12 protein-coding genes are annotated in these 15,451 nt (G+C 73.8%); 7 read left to right on the top strand and 5 right to left on the bottom strand.

Annotated features, from left to right (window positions below; genetic code table 11):
* Positions 1–49: 49 nt before the first annotated feature.
* The 4 genes from G011_RS0123825 to G011_RS0123810 all read left to right on the top strand — a co-directional run bounded on the left by G011_RS0123825 (position 50) and on the right by G011_RS0123810 (position 5,859).
* Complete coding sequence (locus tag G011_RS0123825) at positions 50–646, top strand: LysE/ArgO family amino acid transporter (protein WP_019610659.1); 597 nt, start codon at positions 50–52, stop codon at positions 644–646.
* Positions 647–1,091: 445 nt separating this feature from the next.
* A complete protein-coding gene (gene rhaI, locus G011_RS0123820; protein WP_026338594.1) occupies positions 1,092–2,270 on the top strand; it encodes an L-rhamnose isomerase in 1,179 nt (392 codons plus the stop codon).
* Positions 2,258–4,354 (top strand): bifunctional rhamnulose-1-phosphate aldolase/short-chain dehydrogenase, encoded by a 2,097-nt coding sequence (locus G011_RS0123815; protein ID WP_019610657.1) that lies wholly within the window; start codon positions 2,258–2,260, stop codon positions 4,352–4,354. The genes rhaI and G011_RS0123815 overlap by 13 nt, the downstream gene beginning before the upstream one ends.
* Positions 4,351–5,859, top strand: coding sequence for a rhamnulokinase family protein (locus tag G011_RS0123810; RefSeq protein ID WP_019610656.1), 1,509 nt, complete (start codon positions 4,351–4,353; stop codon positions 5,857–5,859). The genes G011_RS0123815 and G011_RS0123810 overlap by 4 nt, the downstream gene beginning before the upstream one ends.
* Positions 5,860–6,937: 1,078 nt before the next feature.
* On the opposite strand, the gene G011_RS0123800 is transcribed toward G011_RS0123810, so the two are convergent.
* Complete coding sequence (locus G011_RS0123800; RefSeq protein ID WP_019610654.1) at positions 6,938–7,741, bottom strand: SAM-dependent methyltransferase; 804 nt, start codon at positions 7,739–7,741, stop codon at positions 6,938–6,940.
* Between the two features lie 88 nt (positions 7,742–7,829).
* On the bottom strand, positions 7,830–8,762 hold the full coding sequence (locus tag G011_RS0123795; protein WP_026338593.1) for a MurR/RpiR family transcriptional regulator: 933 nt from the start codon (positions 8,760–8,762) through the stop codon (positions 7,830–7,832).
* A gap of 72 nt (positions 8,763–8,834) precedes the next feature.
* Here G011_RS0123795 and G011_RS0123790 point away from each other — a divergent pair, with 72 nt between their 5' ends.
* Entirely contained in the window at positions 8,835–9,968 is a 1,134-nt protein-coding gene (locus G011_RS0123790; RefSeq protein WP_026338592.1) for an FAD-binding oxidoreductase, read from the top strand.
* Between the two features lie 95 nt (positions 9,969–10,063).
* Positions 10,064–11,440 carry a sodium/glutamate symporter gene (locus tag G011_RS0123785; protein WP_019610651.1) on the top strand — a complete coding sequence of 459 codons (1,377 nt, stop codon included), beginning with the start codon at positions 10,064–10,066 and terminating at the stop codon, positions 11,438–11,440.
* Positions 11,441–11,610: 170 nt separating this feature from the next.
* On the opposite strand, the gene G011_RS0123780 is transcribed toward G011_RS0123785, so the two are convergent.
* A complete protein-coding gene (locus G011_RS0123780; protein WP_019610650.1) occupies positions 11,611–13,215 on the bottom strand; it encodes an MFS transporter in 1,605 nt (534 codons plus the stop codon).
* A gap of 672 nt (positions 13,216–13,887) precedes the next feature.
* Between G011_RS0123780 and G011_RS0123775 the strand changes: the two genes are divergently transcribed.
* Positions 13,888–14,544 carry a hypothetical protein gene (locus G011_RS0123775; protein WP_019610649.1) on the top strand — a complete coding sequence of 219 codons (657 nt, stop codon included), beginning with the start codon at positions 13,888–13,890 and terminating at the stop codon, positions 14,542–14,544.
* Between the two features lie 472 nt (positions 14,545–15,016).
* Here G011_RS0123775 and G011_RS0123770 read toward each other — a convergent pair whose 3' ends face one another.
* On the bottom strand, positions 15,017–15,232 hold the full coding sequence (locus G011_RS0123770) for a hypothetical protein (RefSeq protein WP_019610648.1): 216 nt from the start codon (positions 15,230–15,232) through the stop codon (positions 15,017–15,019).
* Positions 15,229–15,451 (bottom strand): hypothetical protein (locus tag G011_RS32200; protein ID WP_036553025.1); only part of this gene is annotated, 223 nt, incomplete at its 5' end. The genes G011_RS0123770 and G011_RS32200, both read right to left, overlap by 4 nt.

Genomic DNA, 15,451 nt, shown 5'->3' with positions numbered 1-15,451 from the left:
CGGGTGCCCGACCTAGCGTTTCGGGGTGAACGAGACACTCCTCCCCGCCATGCTCGGCCTCGGTACCGGACTGGCGCTCATCGTGGCCATCGGCGCCCAGAACGCCCACGTCCTGCGGATCGGCATCGAGGGCCGCACCGGCACCGTCCTGCCGGTGGTGCTGGTCTGCGCCCTGTCCGACGCCGTGCTCATCACGGCCGGGGTCCTCGGCGTCGGTGTCGTCGTCGAGGCCGCGCCCCTCGCCGTCACCGCGGTTCGCCTGCTGGGCGCGGGCTTCCTGGTCGCCTACGGCCTGTCCGCCGCGCGGCGCGTCCTGCGCCCCGGCTCCCTCGTGGTCGGCGGCGGGCCCTCCGCCGGACGCGGGGCCGCGGTGACCACGGCGCTGGTGCTCACCTGGCTCAACCCGCACGTGTACCTGGACACGGTGGTGTTCCTGGGCTCCCTGGCCAACCAGCAGGACGGCGACGCGCGTTGGTGGTGGACGGCGGGCGCGGTCACGGGCAGCCTCGTGTGGTTCTTCGGGCTGGGCTTCGGCGCCCGCCTGCTGCGCCCGGTCTTCGCCCGCCCGGGCGCCTGGCGGGTCCTGGACGCGCTCATCGCCGCCGTCATGCTCACCCTGGGCGTGCGCATGGCACTCGGCGCCTGAGCCCTCCCGCGCCGCGCCGGGCCGCCCGCTCAGGGCGTCCCCCGGGGCGGGACGGCCGTGCCGGGGCGGCAAGGGGGCGAGCCGCTCCGGTGCGGCCGAGCGGATCCGCCCCGCGTTCCGGTCGGGCGCGTCGGCCGGTCGGAAGGAGGCAGGTGGCCGGGCCCCGGGGCCGCCCGGCGGGGTCCGGGCGCCGGAGACGGCCCCTCCGGACCGCCCCCACCGCTGCCGCCGTTGCGTGGCACGGGTCTCTCCCTGGGGGTCGTGCACGCCCCTGCTATAAAACGTTTCAAGCAAGGAAGGGTTGCCTGACCAGGCTAGAGATAGGGTGAACCTTGACACACGAGAAGAGCTGGCGGTAGTTTCAGCCCAGCCTGAGTGAAACGATTCAATGGGCCTTCTCGCCGGTCGGACCGGCGGGCGCGCCCTCCCCGAACGGAGCCCCACCGTGGCAGCACTCCCCGAACGCGGCGCGGACGCCCTGGCCGTCCTGCGGCGCCAGCACATCGAACTCCCCTCCTGGGCCTTCGGGAACTCCGGTACCCGGTTCAAGGTGTTCGCGCAGCCCGGCGTCCCCCGCGACCCCTGGGAGAAGGTCGCCGACTCCGCCGAGGTCCACCGCCTCACCGGGGTCGCCCCCACGGTCGCCCTGCACATCCCCTGGGACCGGGTCGACGACTACGCCGCGCTCGCCGCCCACGCGCGCGACCTGGGCATCGGTGTCGGCGCCATCAACGCCAACGTCTTCCAGGACGACGACTACCGGCTCGGCAGCGTCACCAACCCCGACCCGGGCGTGCGCCGCAAGGCGATCGACCACCTGCTGGAGTGCGTGGACGTCATGGACGCCACCGGCTCGCGCGACCTCAAGCTGTGGTTCGCCGACGGCACCAACTACCCCGGCCAGGACGACCTGCGCGCCCGCCAGGACCGCCTCGCCGAGGCCCTGTCCGAGGTCTACGACCGGCTCGGCCCCGACCAGCGCCTGCTGCTGGAGTACAAGCTCTTCGAGCCCGCCTTCTACGCCACCGACGTCCCCGACTGGGGCACCGCCTACGCCCACTGCCTGGAGCTGGGGGAGAAGGCCGTGGTCTGCGTGGACACCGGCCACCACGCCGCGCACACCAACATCGAGTTCATCGTCGCGTTCCTGCTGCGCGCCGGGAAGCTCGGCGCCTTCGACTTCAACTCGCGCTTCTACGCCGACGACGACCTCATGGTCGGCGCCGCCGACCCCTTCCAGCTCTTCCGCATCATGTACGAGGTCGTACGCGGCGGCGGCCTGGCCGCCGACACCGGGGTCGCGTTCATGCTCGACCAGTGCCACAACATCGAACCCAAGATCGCCGGTCAGATCCGCTCGGTCATGAACGTGCAGGAGGCCACCGCCAAGGCCCTGCTCGTGGACGCCGACGCGCTCGCCGCCGCCCAGCGCGAGGGCGACGTCCTGGCCGCCAACGCCGCCCTGATGGACGCCTACAACACCGACGTGCGGCCCCTGCTCGCCGACCTGCGCCGGGATCAGGGCCTGGACCCCGACCCCATGGCCGCGCACGCCCGCTCCGGCTACGCCGAGCGCGTCGCCGAGGAGCGCAGGGGCGGCACCCAGGCCGGGTGGGGCGCGTGAACCGGCCGCCGTCCACGCCAGAGCACAGCAGCACCGAACAGGGAGACCCCGTGTCCGACGTCGTCGAACAGCTCCTCGCCCGCAGCAACACCCTCGGCGCCGACCCGCGCAACACCAACTTCGCGGGGGGCAACACCTCCGCCGCGGGCACCCGCACCGACCCCGTCACCGGACAGGACGTCGACCTGCTGTGGGTCAAGGGCTCCGGCGGAGACCTGGGCACCCTCACCGAGGACGGCCTGGCCGTGCTGCGCCTGGACCGCCTGCGCGCCCTCGTGGACGTCTACCCCGGCGAGGACCGCGAGGACGAGATGGTCGCCGCCTTCGACCACTGCCTGTTCGGCAGGGGCGGCGCCGCGCCCTCCATCGACACCGCCATGCACGGCCTGCTGCGCGCCGCGCACGTGGACCACCTGCACCCCGACTCCGGCATCGCCCTGGCCACCGCCGCGGACGGCGAGCGCCTGACCCGCGAGTGCTTCGGCGACCGCGTGGTGTGGGTGCCCTGGCGCCGCCCCGGGTTCCAGCTCGGCCTGGACATCGCCCGCATCGCCGAGGAGAACCCCGACGCCATCGGCGCGATCCTGGGCGGCCACGGCATCACCGCCTGGGCCGAGACCAGCGAGCAGTGCCAGGCCAACTCCCTGGAGATCATCCGCACCGCCGAGGGGTTCCTGGAGGAGAACGGCCGCCCCGAACCCTTCGGACCCGTCCTGGACGGCTACGGTGCCCTGCCCGAGGCCGAGCGACGCCGGCGCGCCGCCGCCCTGGCCCCGGTCATCCGCGGGCTGGCCTCCACCGACCACCCCCAGGTGGGCCGCTTCACCGACAGCGACGTGGTCCTGGACTTCCTGGCCGGGGCCGAGCACCCCCGCCTGGCCGCGCTGGGGACCTCCTGCCCCGACCACTTCCTGCGCACCAAGGTCCGCCCCCTGGTGCTCGACCTGCCCGCCGACGCCCCGCTGGAGCGGGCCGTGGAGCGCCTGCGCGAACTGCACGGGGAGTACCGGGCCGAGTACCGCGCCTACTACGAGCGCCACGCCGACGCCGACAGCCCCGCCATGCGCGGCGCCGACCCGGCGATCGTGCTGGTCCCCGGAGTGGGCATGTTCTCCTTCGGCAAGGACGCCAAGACCGCGCGCGTGGCGGGCGAGTTCTACGTCAACGCGATCAACGTGATGCGCGGCGCCGAGTCCGTCTCCACCTACCGGCCCATCGAGGAGTCGGAGAAGTTCCGCATCGAGTACTGGGCGCTGGAGGAGGCCAAGCTCGCCCGCCTGCCCGAGCCCAAGCCGCTCGCCGCCCGGGTCGCCCTGGTCACGGGCGCGGCCAGCGGTATCGGCAAGGCCATCGCCGCCCGCCTGGCGCGCGAGGGCGCCTGCGTGGTCGTGGCCGACCTGGACGCCGACAGGGCGGCCGCCGCCGCGGCCGAACTGGGCGGCTCCGACACGGCCGTGGGCGTGGCCTGCGACGTCAGCGACGCGGACGCGGTGTCCCGCGCCTTCGCCGCGGCGGCCCTGGCCTTCGGCGGCGTGGACCTGGTGGTCAACAACGCCGGTCTGTCCATCTCCAAGCCGCTGCTGGAGACCACCGAGCGCGACTGGGACCTCCAGCACGACGTCATGGCCAAGGGGTCCTTCCTGGTCTCGCGCGAGGCGGCCCGGACGATGACCGCCCAGGGCATGGGCGGCGACATCGTCTACATCGCCTCCAAGAACGCCGTGTTCGCCGGTCCCAACAACGTCGCCTACTCCGCGGTCAAGGCCGACCAGGCCCACCAGGTGCGGTTGCTGGCCGCCGAACTGGGCGGCGAGGGCATCCGGGTCAACGGCGTCAACCCCGACGGGGTGGTGCGCGGCTCGGGCATCTTCGCCGGGGGCTGGGGCGCCCAGCGGGCCAAGGTGTACGGGGTCCGGGAGGAGGACCTGGGCGCGTTCTACGCCCAGCGCACCATCCTGGGCCGCGAGGTGCTGCCCGAGCACGTGGCCAACGCGGTGTTCGCGCTGACCGCGGGCGAGCTGTCGCACACCACCGGCCTGCACATCCCCGTGGACAGCGGCGTCGCCGCGGCCTTCCTGCGATGAGCGCCGCCGGAGGGGGCGCCGTCCACGCCGCCGTCGACCTGGGCGCCTCCAGCGGCCGGGTCATCGCCGGGCGGTTCGAGGACGGGCGACTGCGCACCGAGGAGGTCGCCCGCTTCCCCAACGGACCGGTCACCGTGCCCGCGGGAAGCCGCGCCAGCCTGCACTGGGACGTGCTGTCCCTGTACGCGGGCGTGGTCGAGGGGCTTCGCCGGGCCGCCGGGCCCCACGGCCTGGCCTCGGTCGGCGTGGACTCCTGGGCGGTGGACTACGGGCTGCTGGACGCCGACGGCGCCCTGCTCGGCAACCCCGTGCACTACCGCGACGGGCGCACCGACGGGGTGCCCGAGCGGGTGTTCGCGCACCTGCCCGCCGAACGGATGTACGCGGTCAACGGGTTGCAGGTGCAGCCGTTCAACACGGTGTTCCAGCTCGCCGCCGCCTCCGGTGGCGCCCAGCTGGCCGCGGCCCGCGATCTGCTGCTCGTGCCCGACCTTCTCGGGTACTGGCTGACGGGCGAGCGGGTCGCGGAGCTGACCAACGCCTCCACCACCGGCCTGGTCGACGTGCGCGAACGCCGCTGGGCCGACGCCTGCCTGGACCTGCTGGAGACGGGCTTCGGCGTCGCGGCGCGGGACCTGCTGCCCGGTCTGGTCGAACCCGGAACCGTCGTCGGCGCCCTCCGGGACGGCCCGGAACCCGGTGCGGGCCTCGGCGCGGCGGCGGGCGCGCCGCTGGTGGCGGTGGGCTCGCACGACACCGCCTCCGCCGTGGTGGCCGTGCCCGCGGCCACGCGCCGCTTCGCCTACGTCTCCTCGGGGACGTGGTCGCTGGTGGGCGTGGAGCTGGACGCCCCGGTGCGCACCGAGGCCAGCCGGGCGGCCAACTTCACCAACGAGCTGGGCGTGGACGGCACGGTGCGCTACCTGCGTAACGTCGCCGGACTGTGGTTGCTCCAGGAGTCGCTGCGCACCTGGCGGGAGCGGGGGCGGGAGGTGGACCTGGCCGACCTGCTGGCGCGGACCGCCCGCGTGCCCGCGCTCTCGTGCGTGGTGGACGTGGACGACCCCCGGTTCCTGCCGCCGGGGGACATGCCCGCGCGGATCGCCGCGTTCGCCGCCGAGACCGGGCAGCGCCCGCCGGAGGGCGAGGCCGAGGTGGCGCGGTGCGTGGTGGACTCCCTGGCGCTGGCCTACCGCCGGGCGGTGCGCCAGGCCGCCGAGCTGAGCGGGACGGACGTGGAGGTGGTCCACGTGGTCGGCGGGGGCTCGCGCAACGCGCTGCTGTGCCAGCTCACCGCGGACGCGGTCGGGCTGGAGGTCGTCGCCGGACCCGCCGAGGGGGCGGCGATCGGCAACCTGCTGGTGCAGGCCCGCGCGGTCGGGGCGGTGGAGGGCGGTCTGGCCGACCTGCGCCGGATCGTGGCCGACTCCACCGAGGTCAGCCGGTACCGGCCGAGCGCGCCGCGGGCCCCGTGGGAGGCCGCCGAGCGTCTGCTCCACGGCTGAGGCCGGGCCTGCCGTCGAGGTCGGATGGGCCGCCGGGGTTCCGGCGGCCCCTCGGCGTCCGTGCTCGGTGTGTTCGCGCTTCCCGGGACCGCCGTGTGGGCGGCCAGGCGCCGGGCTGTGCGGCCAGAGCCGGGGAAGCCCGCACAAGACGACGGGGTCGGTGCTCGCGTGCGAGCACCGACCCCGTTCGGTCAGCTGTCAGGTGAGGGAGGCCTTCGCGGCGGCGCGGCGCGGTCGGCCCGTTCGCGCGGGGCTGCCGTTCCAGGCGCGGCGCCCGCGAGTCGGCGTGACCGTGAGGCCCCGCCCGGCCGGTTCGGTCTCCCGCCTCGGCTCCGGTGCCCGGCTGGCGGGGGTCTCCGCCACGGTCTCCGTCACGTTCACGGCCCGCACGGGCGCGGGGGAGGGCTGGGGGCTCCGCCGCAGGGCCGTGAGCGCCCTGCGCGCCGCACCCCTGCGGACTCCCAGCCCGCTTCTGGACCCCATCGGGACCAGGGTGTCCACGACCACCGCTACCGTGACCGCAACCGCTACGAAAATCGCCAGCGTCATGTTCCCCCGCTCCCCTTTTCCCCGGACGGCCGTGGCCGTTGATCGCTCACTCCGGCCGCTGCGCCCTCCGCACCGACGACCCGATGTCTCTGCAAGGTGCCCGTGTGATCACCTCTGAAACCCCAGGGAGAACAGTGTGTCGTCCGCCGCGCGGTCGAGGACGACTCTAGGCGCGGCCTACGACGCTTTCCGGGCCGCCGTCCGGACCGCGCTCACCGGCTCGGAAGCCGCCGGGGCCTGTTCCTTCGGCTCCTCCGCGATCCGGGACCCGTACGGGAACCGGTACCGCCTTCCCCGGCACACGTCAGGTTCGCGACCGGTTACGGACAGTACGGTGTGCGAACAGGTGCTGGGACAAAGCGGTGGCGCTGCCGCCCGTGAACGTGCTCAATCCAGGACGAAACGGGCCTGTGGCCAGGCGGGACAGCCAGCGGTGGAAAGAGGCACATGGACGCGGTGGAGGCGTACGCGCCGAACGGAGCGACGCTGACACCCCGTAGACGCCGCTGGCGGGCGCCGGGGCCGCGCCTCAGTCCTTGCGGGCCAGGCCGCAGTACTCGGGGATGTCGCGCGCCCTTCCGACCTCGACCGGCTCGGGCCGCCACCGGGTGACGCAGACGACCCCGGGTTCGACCAGCGCCAACCCGTCGAAGAAGCGGGTGAAGTCCTCCACCGTGCGCGTGTGGTAGGGCCGCGCGACGCTCTCCCACCAGCGCCGGAGCGCCTCCAGAGCGTGCTCGTCGGTGACGGCCTCCACGTGGGCGAGGACGCCGTCGCACACGGCCAGGAAACTGCCCGGCGCCAGCGCGTCCGTGTAGGCGCGCACGATGCCCAGGGCCTCCTCCAGGTCGCCGAAGTGGCCCATCGTCCCCAGCAGGGACAGCGCGACCGGGCGGTTCAGATCGAGGGTCGCGCTGGCGCTCTCCAGCACCCGGTCGGTGTCGCGCAGGTCCGCCCCCACGTACCGGGTCCGCTTCTGGTCGGTGCCCACCAGCAGGGCGCGCGCGTGCGCCAGGACCCTGGGGTCGTCGTCCACGTAGACCACGCGCGCGTCCGGGGCGTGCGCCCGCGCCACCTCGTGGGTGTTGCCGGCGGCGGGCAGCCCGGCGCCGAGGTCGAGGAACTGGCGGACGCCCTCCTCCCGGGCCAGGTGGCCCACCGCGCGGCGCAGGAAGAGCCGGTCCCCCCGGACGGCATCAACGACCTGGGGCGCCAGCCCTGCGACGGCGTCGCCCATCTCGCGGTCCACCGGGTAGTTGTCCCTGCCGCCGAGCCAGTAGTCCCGCACCCGCGCGGTGTGCGCGACGCCGGTGTCGATGGGGATGTCCGTCATGGTGGCCTCTCGGGTGGGGGCGGGCCGCAACAAGCGGTACGCGCAGTCTCATGCGTCCCATGACCCGCCCGCAACCCGAAAAATCCCGTCATGAAGGGCGTTGTGCTCCACCCGGCCCCTCCGCGGTACCGCCGCGGTCGGTGACGTCGGTGTCGATCTCGGCACCGGCCACGGCGCGGCGCAGGCGGTTGAGGCGCTGGTGGGCCGCGACCGATCCGGTGCGGTCGCGGGCGGCCAGCTCCATGGTGAGGGCGTGGGCCACCAGCCAGCTCGCGAGGTTCTCGCTCGCGGCGCCCGAGGTGGAGGGCGGGGTGGTCAGGACGGCCTCGACCCGTTCGCGGACAGCCTCGCCCACGGCCTCGGTGACCACGACGACGGGCGCCCCGACCTCGGCCGCGTGGTCCAGGAGGGCGTCGACCTCCCGGAAGAGCCGCAGCGGCGCGAAGACCACCACGGCGTCGTCGCCGCCGATGCCCAGCAGGTCGTCGGCGAGCCGGAACCCGGTCGCCTCCAGGACGGTGCACCGGCGGCCCATCCGGCCCAGTTCGACCGCGAAGTAGCGGGCGGTCGCCGAGGCCGGTCCGATGCCGTAGGCGACGGTGCGCCCGGCCGCCTCGACCAGGCGGACCGCGGCGTCGAAGGCCCCGGAGTCGAGGACCTCGGGCAGCCCCCGCAGCAGGTCGACGCTGTCGGCGAGGACCTGGTCGAACACGCGCGTGCCGCTGAGGCGCTCCAGCCGCTGGTCCAGGACCAGGGCGGGGTCGCGCCGGGTGGTGAGCATGTCCATGACCGCGCGTTTGAGTTCGCGCAGGCCGCCGTAGCCCAGTGACCGGGCCGTGCGCACGACGGTGGCGTCGCTGGTGCCGGTGCGGGCGGCCAGTTCGGCGGCCGACGCGGTCACGGCCTCCGAGGGGCGGTCGAGCAGGAAGTCGGTGACCGCGCGCTCGCGGGGGGAGAGCGAGTCGAGCCGGGCGCCCACCCGCTCACGGAACCCGCCACCCTCCTCTGATGAAGTTTTCATTTCGTCATTGACCTAACCATGTAGTTAAAACTACGCTCCCGTGAGACCGACCACACAGTGAGGGAGTGGCCGATGACCTACCAGTTTGTGATTATCGGGGGCGGAGTGCACGGCTGCGCCACCGCGTGGCAGCTCGCCGAGGCCGGGGCGGACGTCCTGCTCCTGGAGGCCCGCGAGGTGGCCTCGGGGGCCTCGGGCGGCTTCGGCCGCCGGGGCGTGCGCGCCAACCGGCGCGACCTGCGCGAACTGCCGCTGATGCGGGCCGCCTACCGTATCTGGCCCACGCTCGACCAGCGCCTGGGCGCGGCCACGGGCTACCAGCGCACGGGTGGGATGTTTCTCATCGAGCAGGAGACCACCGGCACCAGGGGCGGGCTGGTCGCCGCGCACACCCACGCGGCGGTGCAGCGGCGCCTGGGCGTGCCCACCGAGGTGCTCGACCGCGACGGCGTCCTGGCACGGGAACCCGGTGTCTCGGAGTCCGTGCGTGCGGCGCTGTACTGCCCGCTCGACGGCACCGCCGACCACACCGCCACGACCAGGGCGTTCGCCGACGCGGCACGCGGGCGCGGCGCCGTGATCGCCGAGCACAGCCCGGTCACCGCCGTGGAGCGCTCCGGGGACCGCGTCACCGCCGTGCGCACCGCGCGCGGGGAGCGCCACGAGGTGGGGGAGGCGCTGCTGGTGCTCAACAACGCCGGGGCCGCCGACCTGCTGCGCACGCAGTTCGACGTGGAGCTGCCGGTGTGGCGGATCCTGCCGCAGGCGCTGCGGCTGACTCCCCGTTCCACCCCGCCCCTGACCCACCTCGTCGGCCACGACCACCGCTCGCTGTCGCTGAAGCCGCTGCCCGACGGCGCCGTCATGGTGAGCGGCGGGTGGCGCGGCCGCTGGGACGCCGACAACGGCCGGGGCCGGACCGTGGAGGAGAACGTGCGCGGCAACATGCGGGCCGCCGCGGAGGTCTACGCCGACCTCGCCGACGCCGAACTCGACCTGGCCGACGCCTCCCGGCCGGAGTCGTGCAGCGCCGACGAGATCCCCGTCATCGACCGGATCCCCGGGACCGCCAACGCTCTGGTCGGCACCGGCTGGACCGGGCACGGCTTCGCCATCGCGCCGGCGGTGGCCGAGTCGCTCGCGTTCTGGGCGCGCACCGGCGCGCGCCCCGACAACCTCGCCCCCTTCTCGTTCGCGAGGTTCTGACCCAGGCGCGGGACCGGGGGTCGCGCGCGACCCCGGTCCGGTCCGCCCACGCGGCCGCCGACCCCACCCCCGATCCGCGCGTACGAAGGAGCAGCGTGTTCCCCACAGACGAAGTCGGCGGCGACGCCGTCACCACCCTGCTGTTCGCCGTCACCGTCCTCGGCCTGCTCGTGCTCGCCGGGGTCGTGCTGCGGCTGTTGTTCGCCCCGCTGCGCCGCCTGTTCGTCCCGGCCGCGCTCATCGGCGGCGTCCTGGGGGCCGCGCTGGGGCCCTACGGCGCGGGGCTGTTCCCCGAGAGCATGATCGGCACCTGGGCCGCGCTGCCCGGGGTACTGATCACCGTGGTCTTCGCCCCGATGCTCATCGGCGTACGCATCCCCAACCCGCGCAGGAGCTACCACCTCATCGCGCCGCAGCTCCTGTTCGGCTACATGGGCGACCTCCTGATGATCGGCGTCCCCGTACTGGTGTGCGCCGCGCTGCTCATACCCTTCTGGGACGTGAACGCGATGTTCGGCACCGTCATCGAGGTCGGCTGGCCGGGCGGGCACGGCACCGCTGCCGGAATGGGGCCGGTCTACGCCGAACTAGGCTGGGCGGACGGCGGCGCGCTCGCGCTGGCGGCGGCCACCGCCGGGCTGGTGTTCGGGATCGTCGTGGGCATGGTGCTCATCAACGTCGGCGCCCGCCGAGGCCACCTGCGCCACGTCAGCGCGGACCGCGGAGAGGAGGCGCCCGAGGTCCTGCCCGAGGAGGCGCGGCCCTCGGTGGGGCGTGTGACCCTCAACAAGGACCTCGTCGACGGACTGGCCTTCCACGGGGCGCTGATCGCCGCGGCGGTGCTGATCGGCTGGGTGCTCCAGTACTTCCTCGGACTCGTGGTCCCCGGCATGCCGCTGTTCCCGCTGGCGATGATCGGCGGCGGCGTCGTACAGGCGGTCATCGCGCGCACCCGTCTGGGAGAGGCGGTGGACCCCGGCAGCCTGCGCGCCATCCAGGGGGTCGCGCTCGACCTGCTGGTGGTCTCGGCCGTCGCGTCCATCGCGGTGCCCGTCGTGCTCGGCAACATCGTGCCGCTGCTGGTGCTGGTGGCGGTCGCCGCGCTGGTCGCGGTGGGCTTCTTCTACTGGGCGGGCCCGCGGATGTTCCGCGACTCCTGGTTCGAGCACTCCATCGTCAACTTCGGCACGCTGACGGCGGTGGCCTCGGTCGGCCTGATGCTGCTGCGCACGGCCGACCCGGAACTCAGGACCGACGCCGCGCGGGCCTACGCGCTGCGCGCTCCCTTCTTCAGCCCGATCGCCGGGGGAGGTGTGCTGACGGCGCTGCTGCCGCTGATCGCGGTGAACTACGGGCCCTGGGCGCTGGGCGTCGGAGCGCTCCTCGCCGCGGCGGCGGTGTACGTGCTCGCGCGGGTGCTGAGGATCTGGCGGCGGCCCGGAGCGGGTGTCGGCACCGCGTCCGGGGGCTGAGCCGCCGGGGGCGGTTCCCGGCGTCGGGAACCGCCCCCGGTCCGGACGCGCGGAGGGGCGCCGGGCCGCCGCCCGGTCCGGACGCGCGGTGAGCCGCCGGTTCCGGACGCGAACGCGAGAGGCCCTTCCCGGGGGCGATTCCGGGAAGGGCCTCTCCTGTGCGGGGTTGGTCAGTCGGCGGACGGCTCGCGGCCGGTCCGCGCCGCGCCCGCGGCGCCGACGGTGCTCGTCGGCTCCGTCAGGGCCCCGGCCTTCGGGGCGCGCGCGGCCTGTGCGGGCTCCTCGGACCCCTCGGTTTTCGCGGCCTCCGCGGCCGGATCGGGCAGGTCCAGGCTGTCCCGCAGCTGGACCCGGGGCAGGAACACCGCCAGCACCAGACCGACGAGGGCGATGCCCGTGGCGAGCAGGAACAGGTCGCCGGTGGACGTGCCGTAGGCGCCCTCGACGATCTCGCGCAGGAGCGGCGGCATGGCGTCCAGGTTCAGGGTGCCGGCGTCTCCGCCTCCGGCGGTGGGGCTCGCCCCGGCCTCGGACAGGCCGTCGGAGATGTTCGTGGAGACGCGGTTGGCCAGGAAGGCGCCCAGCACGGACACGCCCATGGTGCCGCCCAGGGTGCGGAAGAAGGCGACCGTGCCGCTGGCCGCGCCGATCTCGCGCAGCGGGACGGAGTTCTGCACCACCAGGACCAGGTTCTGCATGGACATGCCGACCCCCAGCCCCATCAGCACCATGCCCCCGCACACGATGAGCAACGGCGTGGTCGCGTCGATGGTGGCCAGCACCAGGAAGCCCAGGGTCAGCGTGACCATGCCGGTGACCACGTAGGACTTGACCCGTCCCGAACGCGAGACCATGCGCCCGGACACGGTCGAGGAGATCATCGTCCCCAGCATGAGCGGGGCGGTCAGCAGACCGGCCTCGGTGGGGGAGTAGCCGCGCGCCATCTGGAAGTACTGGCCCAGGAAGACCGCGCCGCCGAACATCGCCATGCCGACCGCGGAGCTGGCCAGGATGGCGATGGCCGTCTCGCGCCGCATGACCAGGTGCAGGGGCACGACCGGCTCCGACACGCGCGCCTCCACCCACACGGCCATGCCGAGCAGCAGCAGGCTTCCGGCGACCATGGCCCCGGACTGCCAGGAGATCCAGGCGAAGTCGTTGCCCACGAAGGTCACCCACAGCAGCAGGAGGCTGACGCCCGCGGCGATGAGCGTGGCGCCCGCGTAGTCCACCTTGGTGCCGGGGCGGCGCACGTCCACCAGCTTGAGCGTGCGGCTCAGCGCCACCAGGGCCACCAGCATGAACGGCACGCCGATGAGGAAGCACCAGCGCCAGCCCAGGCCGGGCAGGTCGGCCAGCAGGCCGCCGATCAGCGGTCCGCCGACGGTGGCCACGGCCATCACCGCGCCGATGTAGCCGTTGAGGGTGCCGCGCTGCTTGGGGCTGACCATCGCGGCGATGATCACCTGGACCAGGACCTGTGAGGCGCCCATGCCCAGGCCCTGCACGGCCCGGAACGCGATGAGCTGGCCGGTGGTCTGCGCGAACCCGCACAGCAGCGACGAGACGATGAACAGCCCGATCGAGAGCTGGAGCAGCTTCTTCTTGTCGAAGATGTCGGCCAGCTTGCCCCAGACCGGAGTGGAGGCGGTGGAGGCCAGCAGGGTCGCGGTCACCACCCACGTGTACTGCGACTGACTGCCGTCCAGCGCCCCGACGATCTGGGGGAGGGCGACCGACACGATCGTGCTGCTGAGCATCGTCACGCCCAGCACTATGAGCAGGCCGCTCAGGGAACGCAGGATCGAGGGTTGCCCGGTGTCGGGTAAGGGACGGGAAGTGCGCACGGATGGACCTCTGGGAAAGGAAGACGGGGCGGCGCGGGAGGCCGCGGGACTGCTCGGTTGCCGTGGGTGGCCAAAAATGTGCAGGAGAGGCATTTTTGCACCCACTGTAGAATATCACCGGGGTCACGATCCGGGGGCTGGCCAAACGTGGGAAAGCCGACATCCGCCTCCGGGAATGCCCGCGCCGTTCGCCGGGCGTCCGCCCTCGGCCCGTGCCCGCTCCACGTCGTCCGCCGAGGCCCGTGCCAGTCCCGCGTCCTCCGCCAGGGTGCCCGACCCGCGCCCACGTGATCCCGTTCACGGTTGGCTCCGGGCCCTCCCGCGTCCCCGTCCGCGATCCGTCCCGCTCCCTCACCCGGCGGTGCGCCCGATCCCGGTCCGCGGCCCGCGTCGCTCCTGATCAGCGTCCCGCCGCGCCCGCGTGCCGTGTCCTTCGGTCCGGTTCCCGCTGGGTGTCGGCCTCGCGGACGGATCCTCGACCGCGGGGGAGGGGGCCGAAGACAGGCGCGGTCCGCGCGCATGGCGCTCCTCCGATGGGGCAGACTGCCGAGGTAACCCTCGAAAAACTGTCTTCTCGAAAAACGAGCTAGAAGGACGCGCATGACCTCCCTCCTCTTCGCCGCCTTCGCGCTGGCCCACCTGTGCCTGACCGTCTGGCTGGTCCGGCTGGCGCTCTCCCGGCGCTCCCCGCACACCTGGCTGGTGGCGGTCGTGGCCGCCGGACTCGTCTACGACAACGGGATCGTGGCGCTGGGCTCCACCATCGGCGCCGGGGACCTCCTGCTCGCGCTGAACCTGCCGCGCTTCGTGGTGCACGCCCTGGTCACGCCGCTGCTCATCGTCTTCGCCGCCGGGGCGGCCCGCGACGCCGGGCTCGCCTGGGCCCGCCCGCGCGCGGTGCGCGCCGGGTTCTGGCTGCTGGCGGCTGCCCTCATCGTCTACGGCGTCGTGACCGAACTCGTGGGGCTCACCCTGGTACCGGGTCACGAGGGCGACGCGCTGCGCTACTCGGCCGCCGAGTCGGCCCTGCCGGTCCCGGCCGTGACGACCGTCGTCGTGCTGCTCGTGGTCGGGGTAGCGCTGCTGGTGCGGGCGCGCAGCGGGTGGATGCTGCTGGGCGCCGCCGTCATGTTCGCGGCCTCGGCCGTGCCCACGGTGCCGCTGGCGGTGGGGAACATGGGCGAGGTGGCGCTCATCGCCGGGCTCGCCCTCACCGCGCGAAGGGCTGGTCACGCCTCTTCGCGCGCCCTGACGTGACCTGCGCGAACCCGTGCCCGCGCGGTGCGAGGCAATCCGTTGAGGGGGCTCCGCAGCCGTTGAGAGCCGTTGGGAGAGGTTCCCGTCTCCCGAGAATCCCCCGCTTCCGGGCGGGAGACGGGAACCTCGCACCACGTCGGGCCGCGAGCCCTGCCCCTCGATCCGGCCCCTCCACCACCGGGATGAGTGGGCCGGAAGGGCAGTCTCCTTCCTGATCACGGCAAGTGACGGAGAAGGCTGTGCCGCTCTGCGGACACCACCACAGCGGCGCCCTGTTCCTGTGGGCGCGGTCGTGCGTCGCGCCGTGACCGACTCGGGTCGTGGCAGCCGCCCGGTCGCCGTGCTGCCGGGGAGGGACGGGACCGGACCTCTCGGTGGGGAAAGCGCGTACGCGACCGTCCGGGGTCGCTGGCCGGGACGCGGGCTGCGCCGGCGACCCGGACGGACGCGCTGGTGCAAGGGTCTGCCGTGGTCACTCCGGTTCTTCGAAGTAGCGGACGTAGGCGTTGGACTGCGCGGCGCACTCGTCGAATATCCGCTCGCCGGACCAGCCGCGGGTGGCGCGCAGGCGCGGGATCGCGTCGGCCGTCTCCGGGTCGTGGGCGGTGAGGGTGCCGTCGTCGTGCAGCGTCAGGAACGGCCGTGTCCGCTGCGTGCGGCGGTCCTGGGCGTAGAGCACACGGGTCACCGGCCACCCCCTGAGAACAGCCCGGTGGTTCCCCGCGCGTTGTTGGCCAGCATGTCCAAGCGCTCCATCATCTCGTCGAACCAGTCGGACCGGCCCAGACGGGCGAACTCGCCGGAGAGCCCGGCGAGCCGGGCCCGCAGGAACCGGATGTCGGCCCGGGTCAGCGGGTTGGCGATCCACGCGTTGGCGTCGAAGTCGTAGAAGGGCCGCATGCCGTTG

The sequence above is a fragment of the Nocardiopsis sp. CNS-639 genome (assembly GCF_000381685.1).
Lineage (GTDB): Bacteria > Actinomycetota > Actinomycetes > Streptosporangiales > Streptosporangiaceae > Nocardiopsis > Nocardiopsis dassonvillei.
The sequence above is the reverse complement of the archived record's forward strand: the minus strand, read 5'-3'. Positions and strand labels throughout refer to the sequence as shown.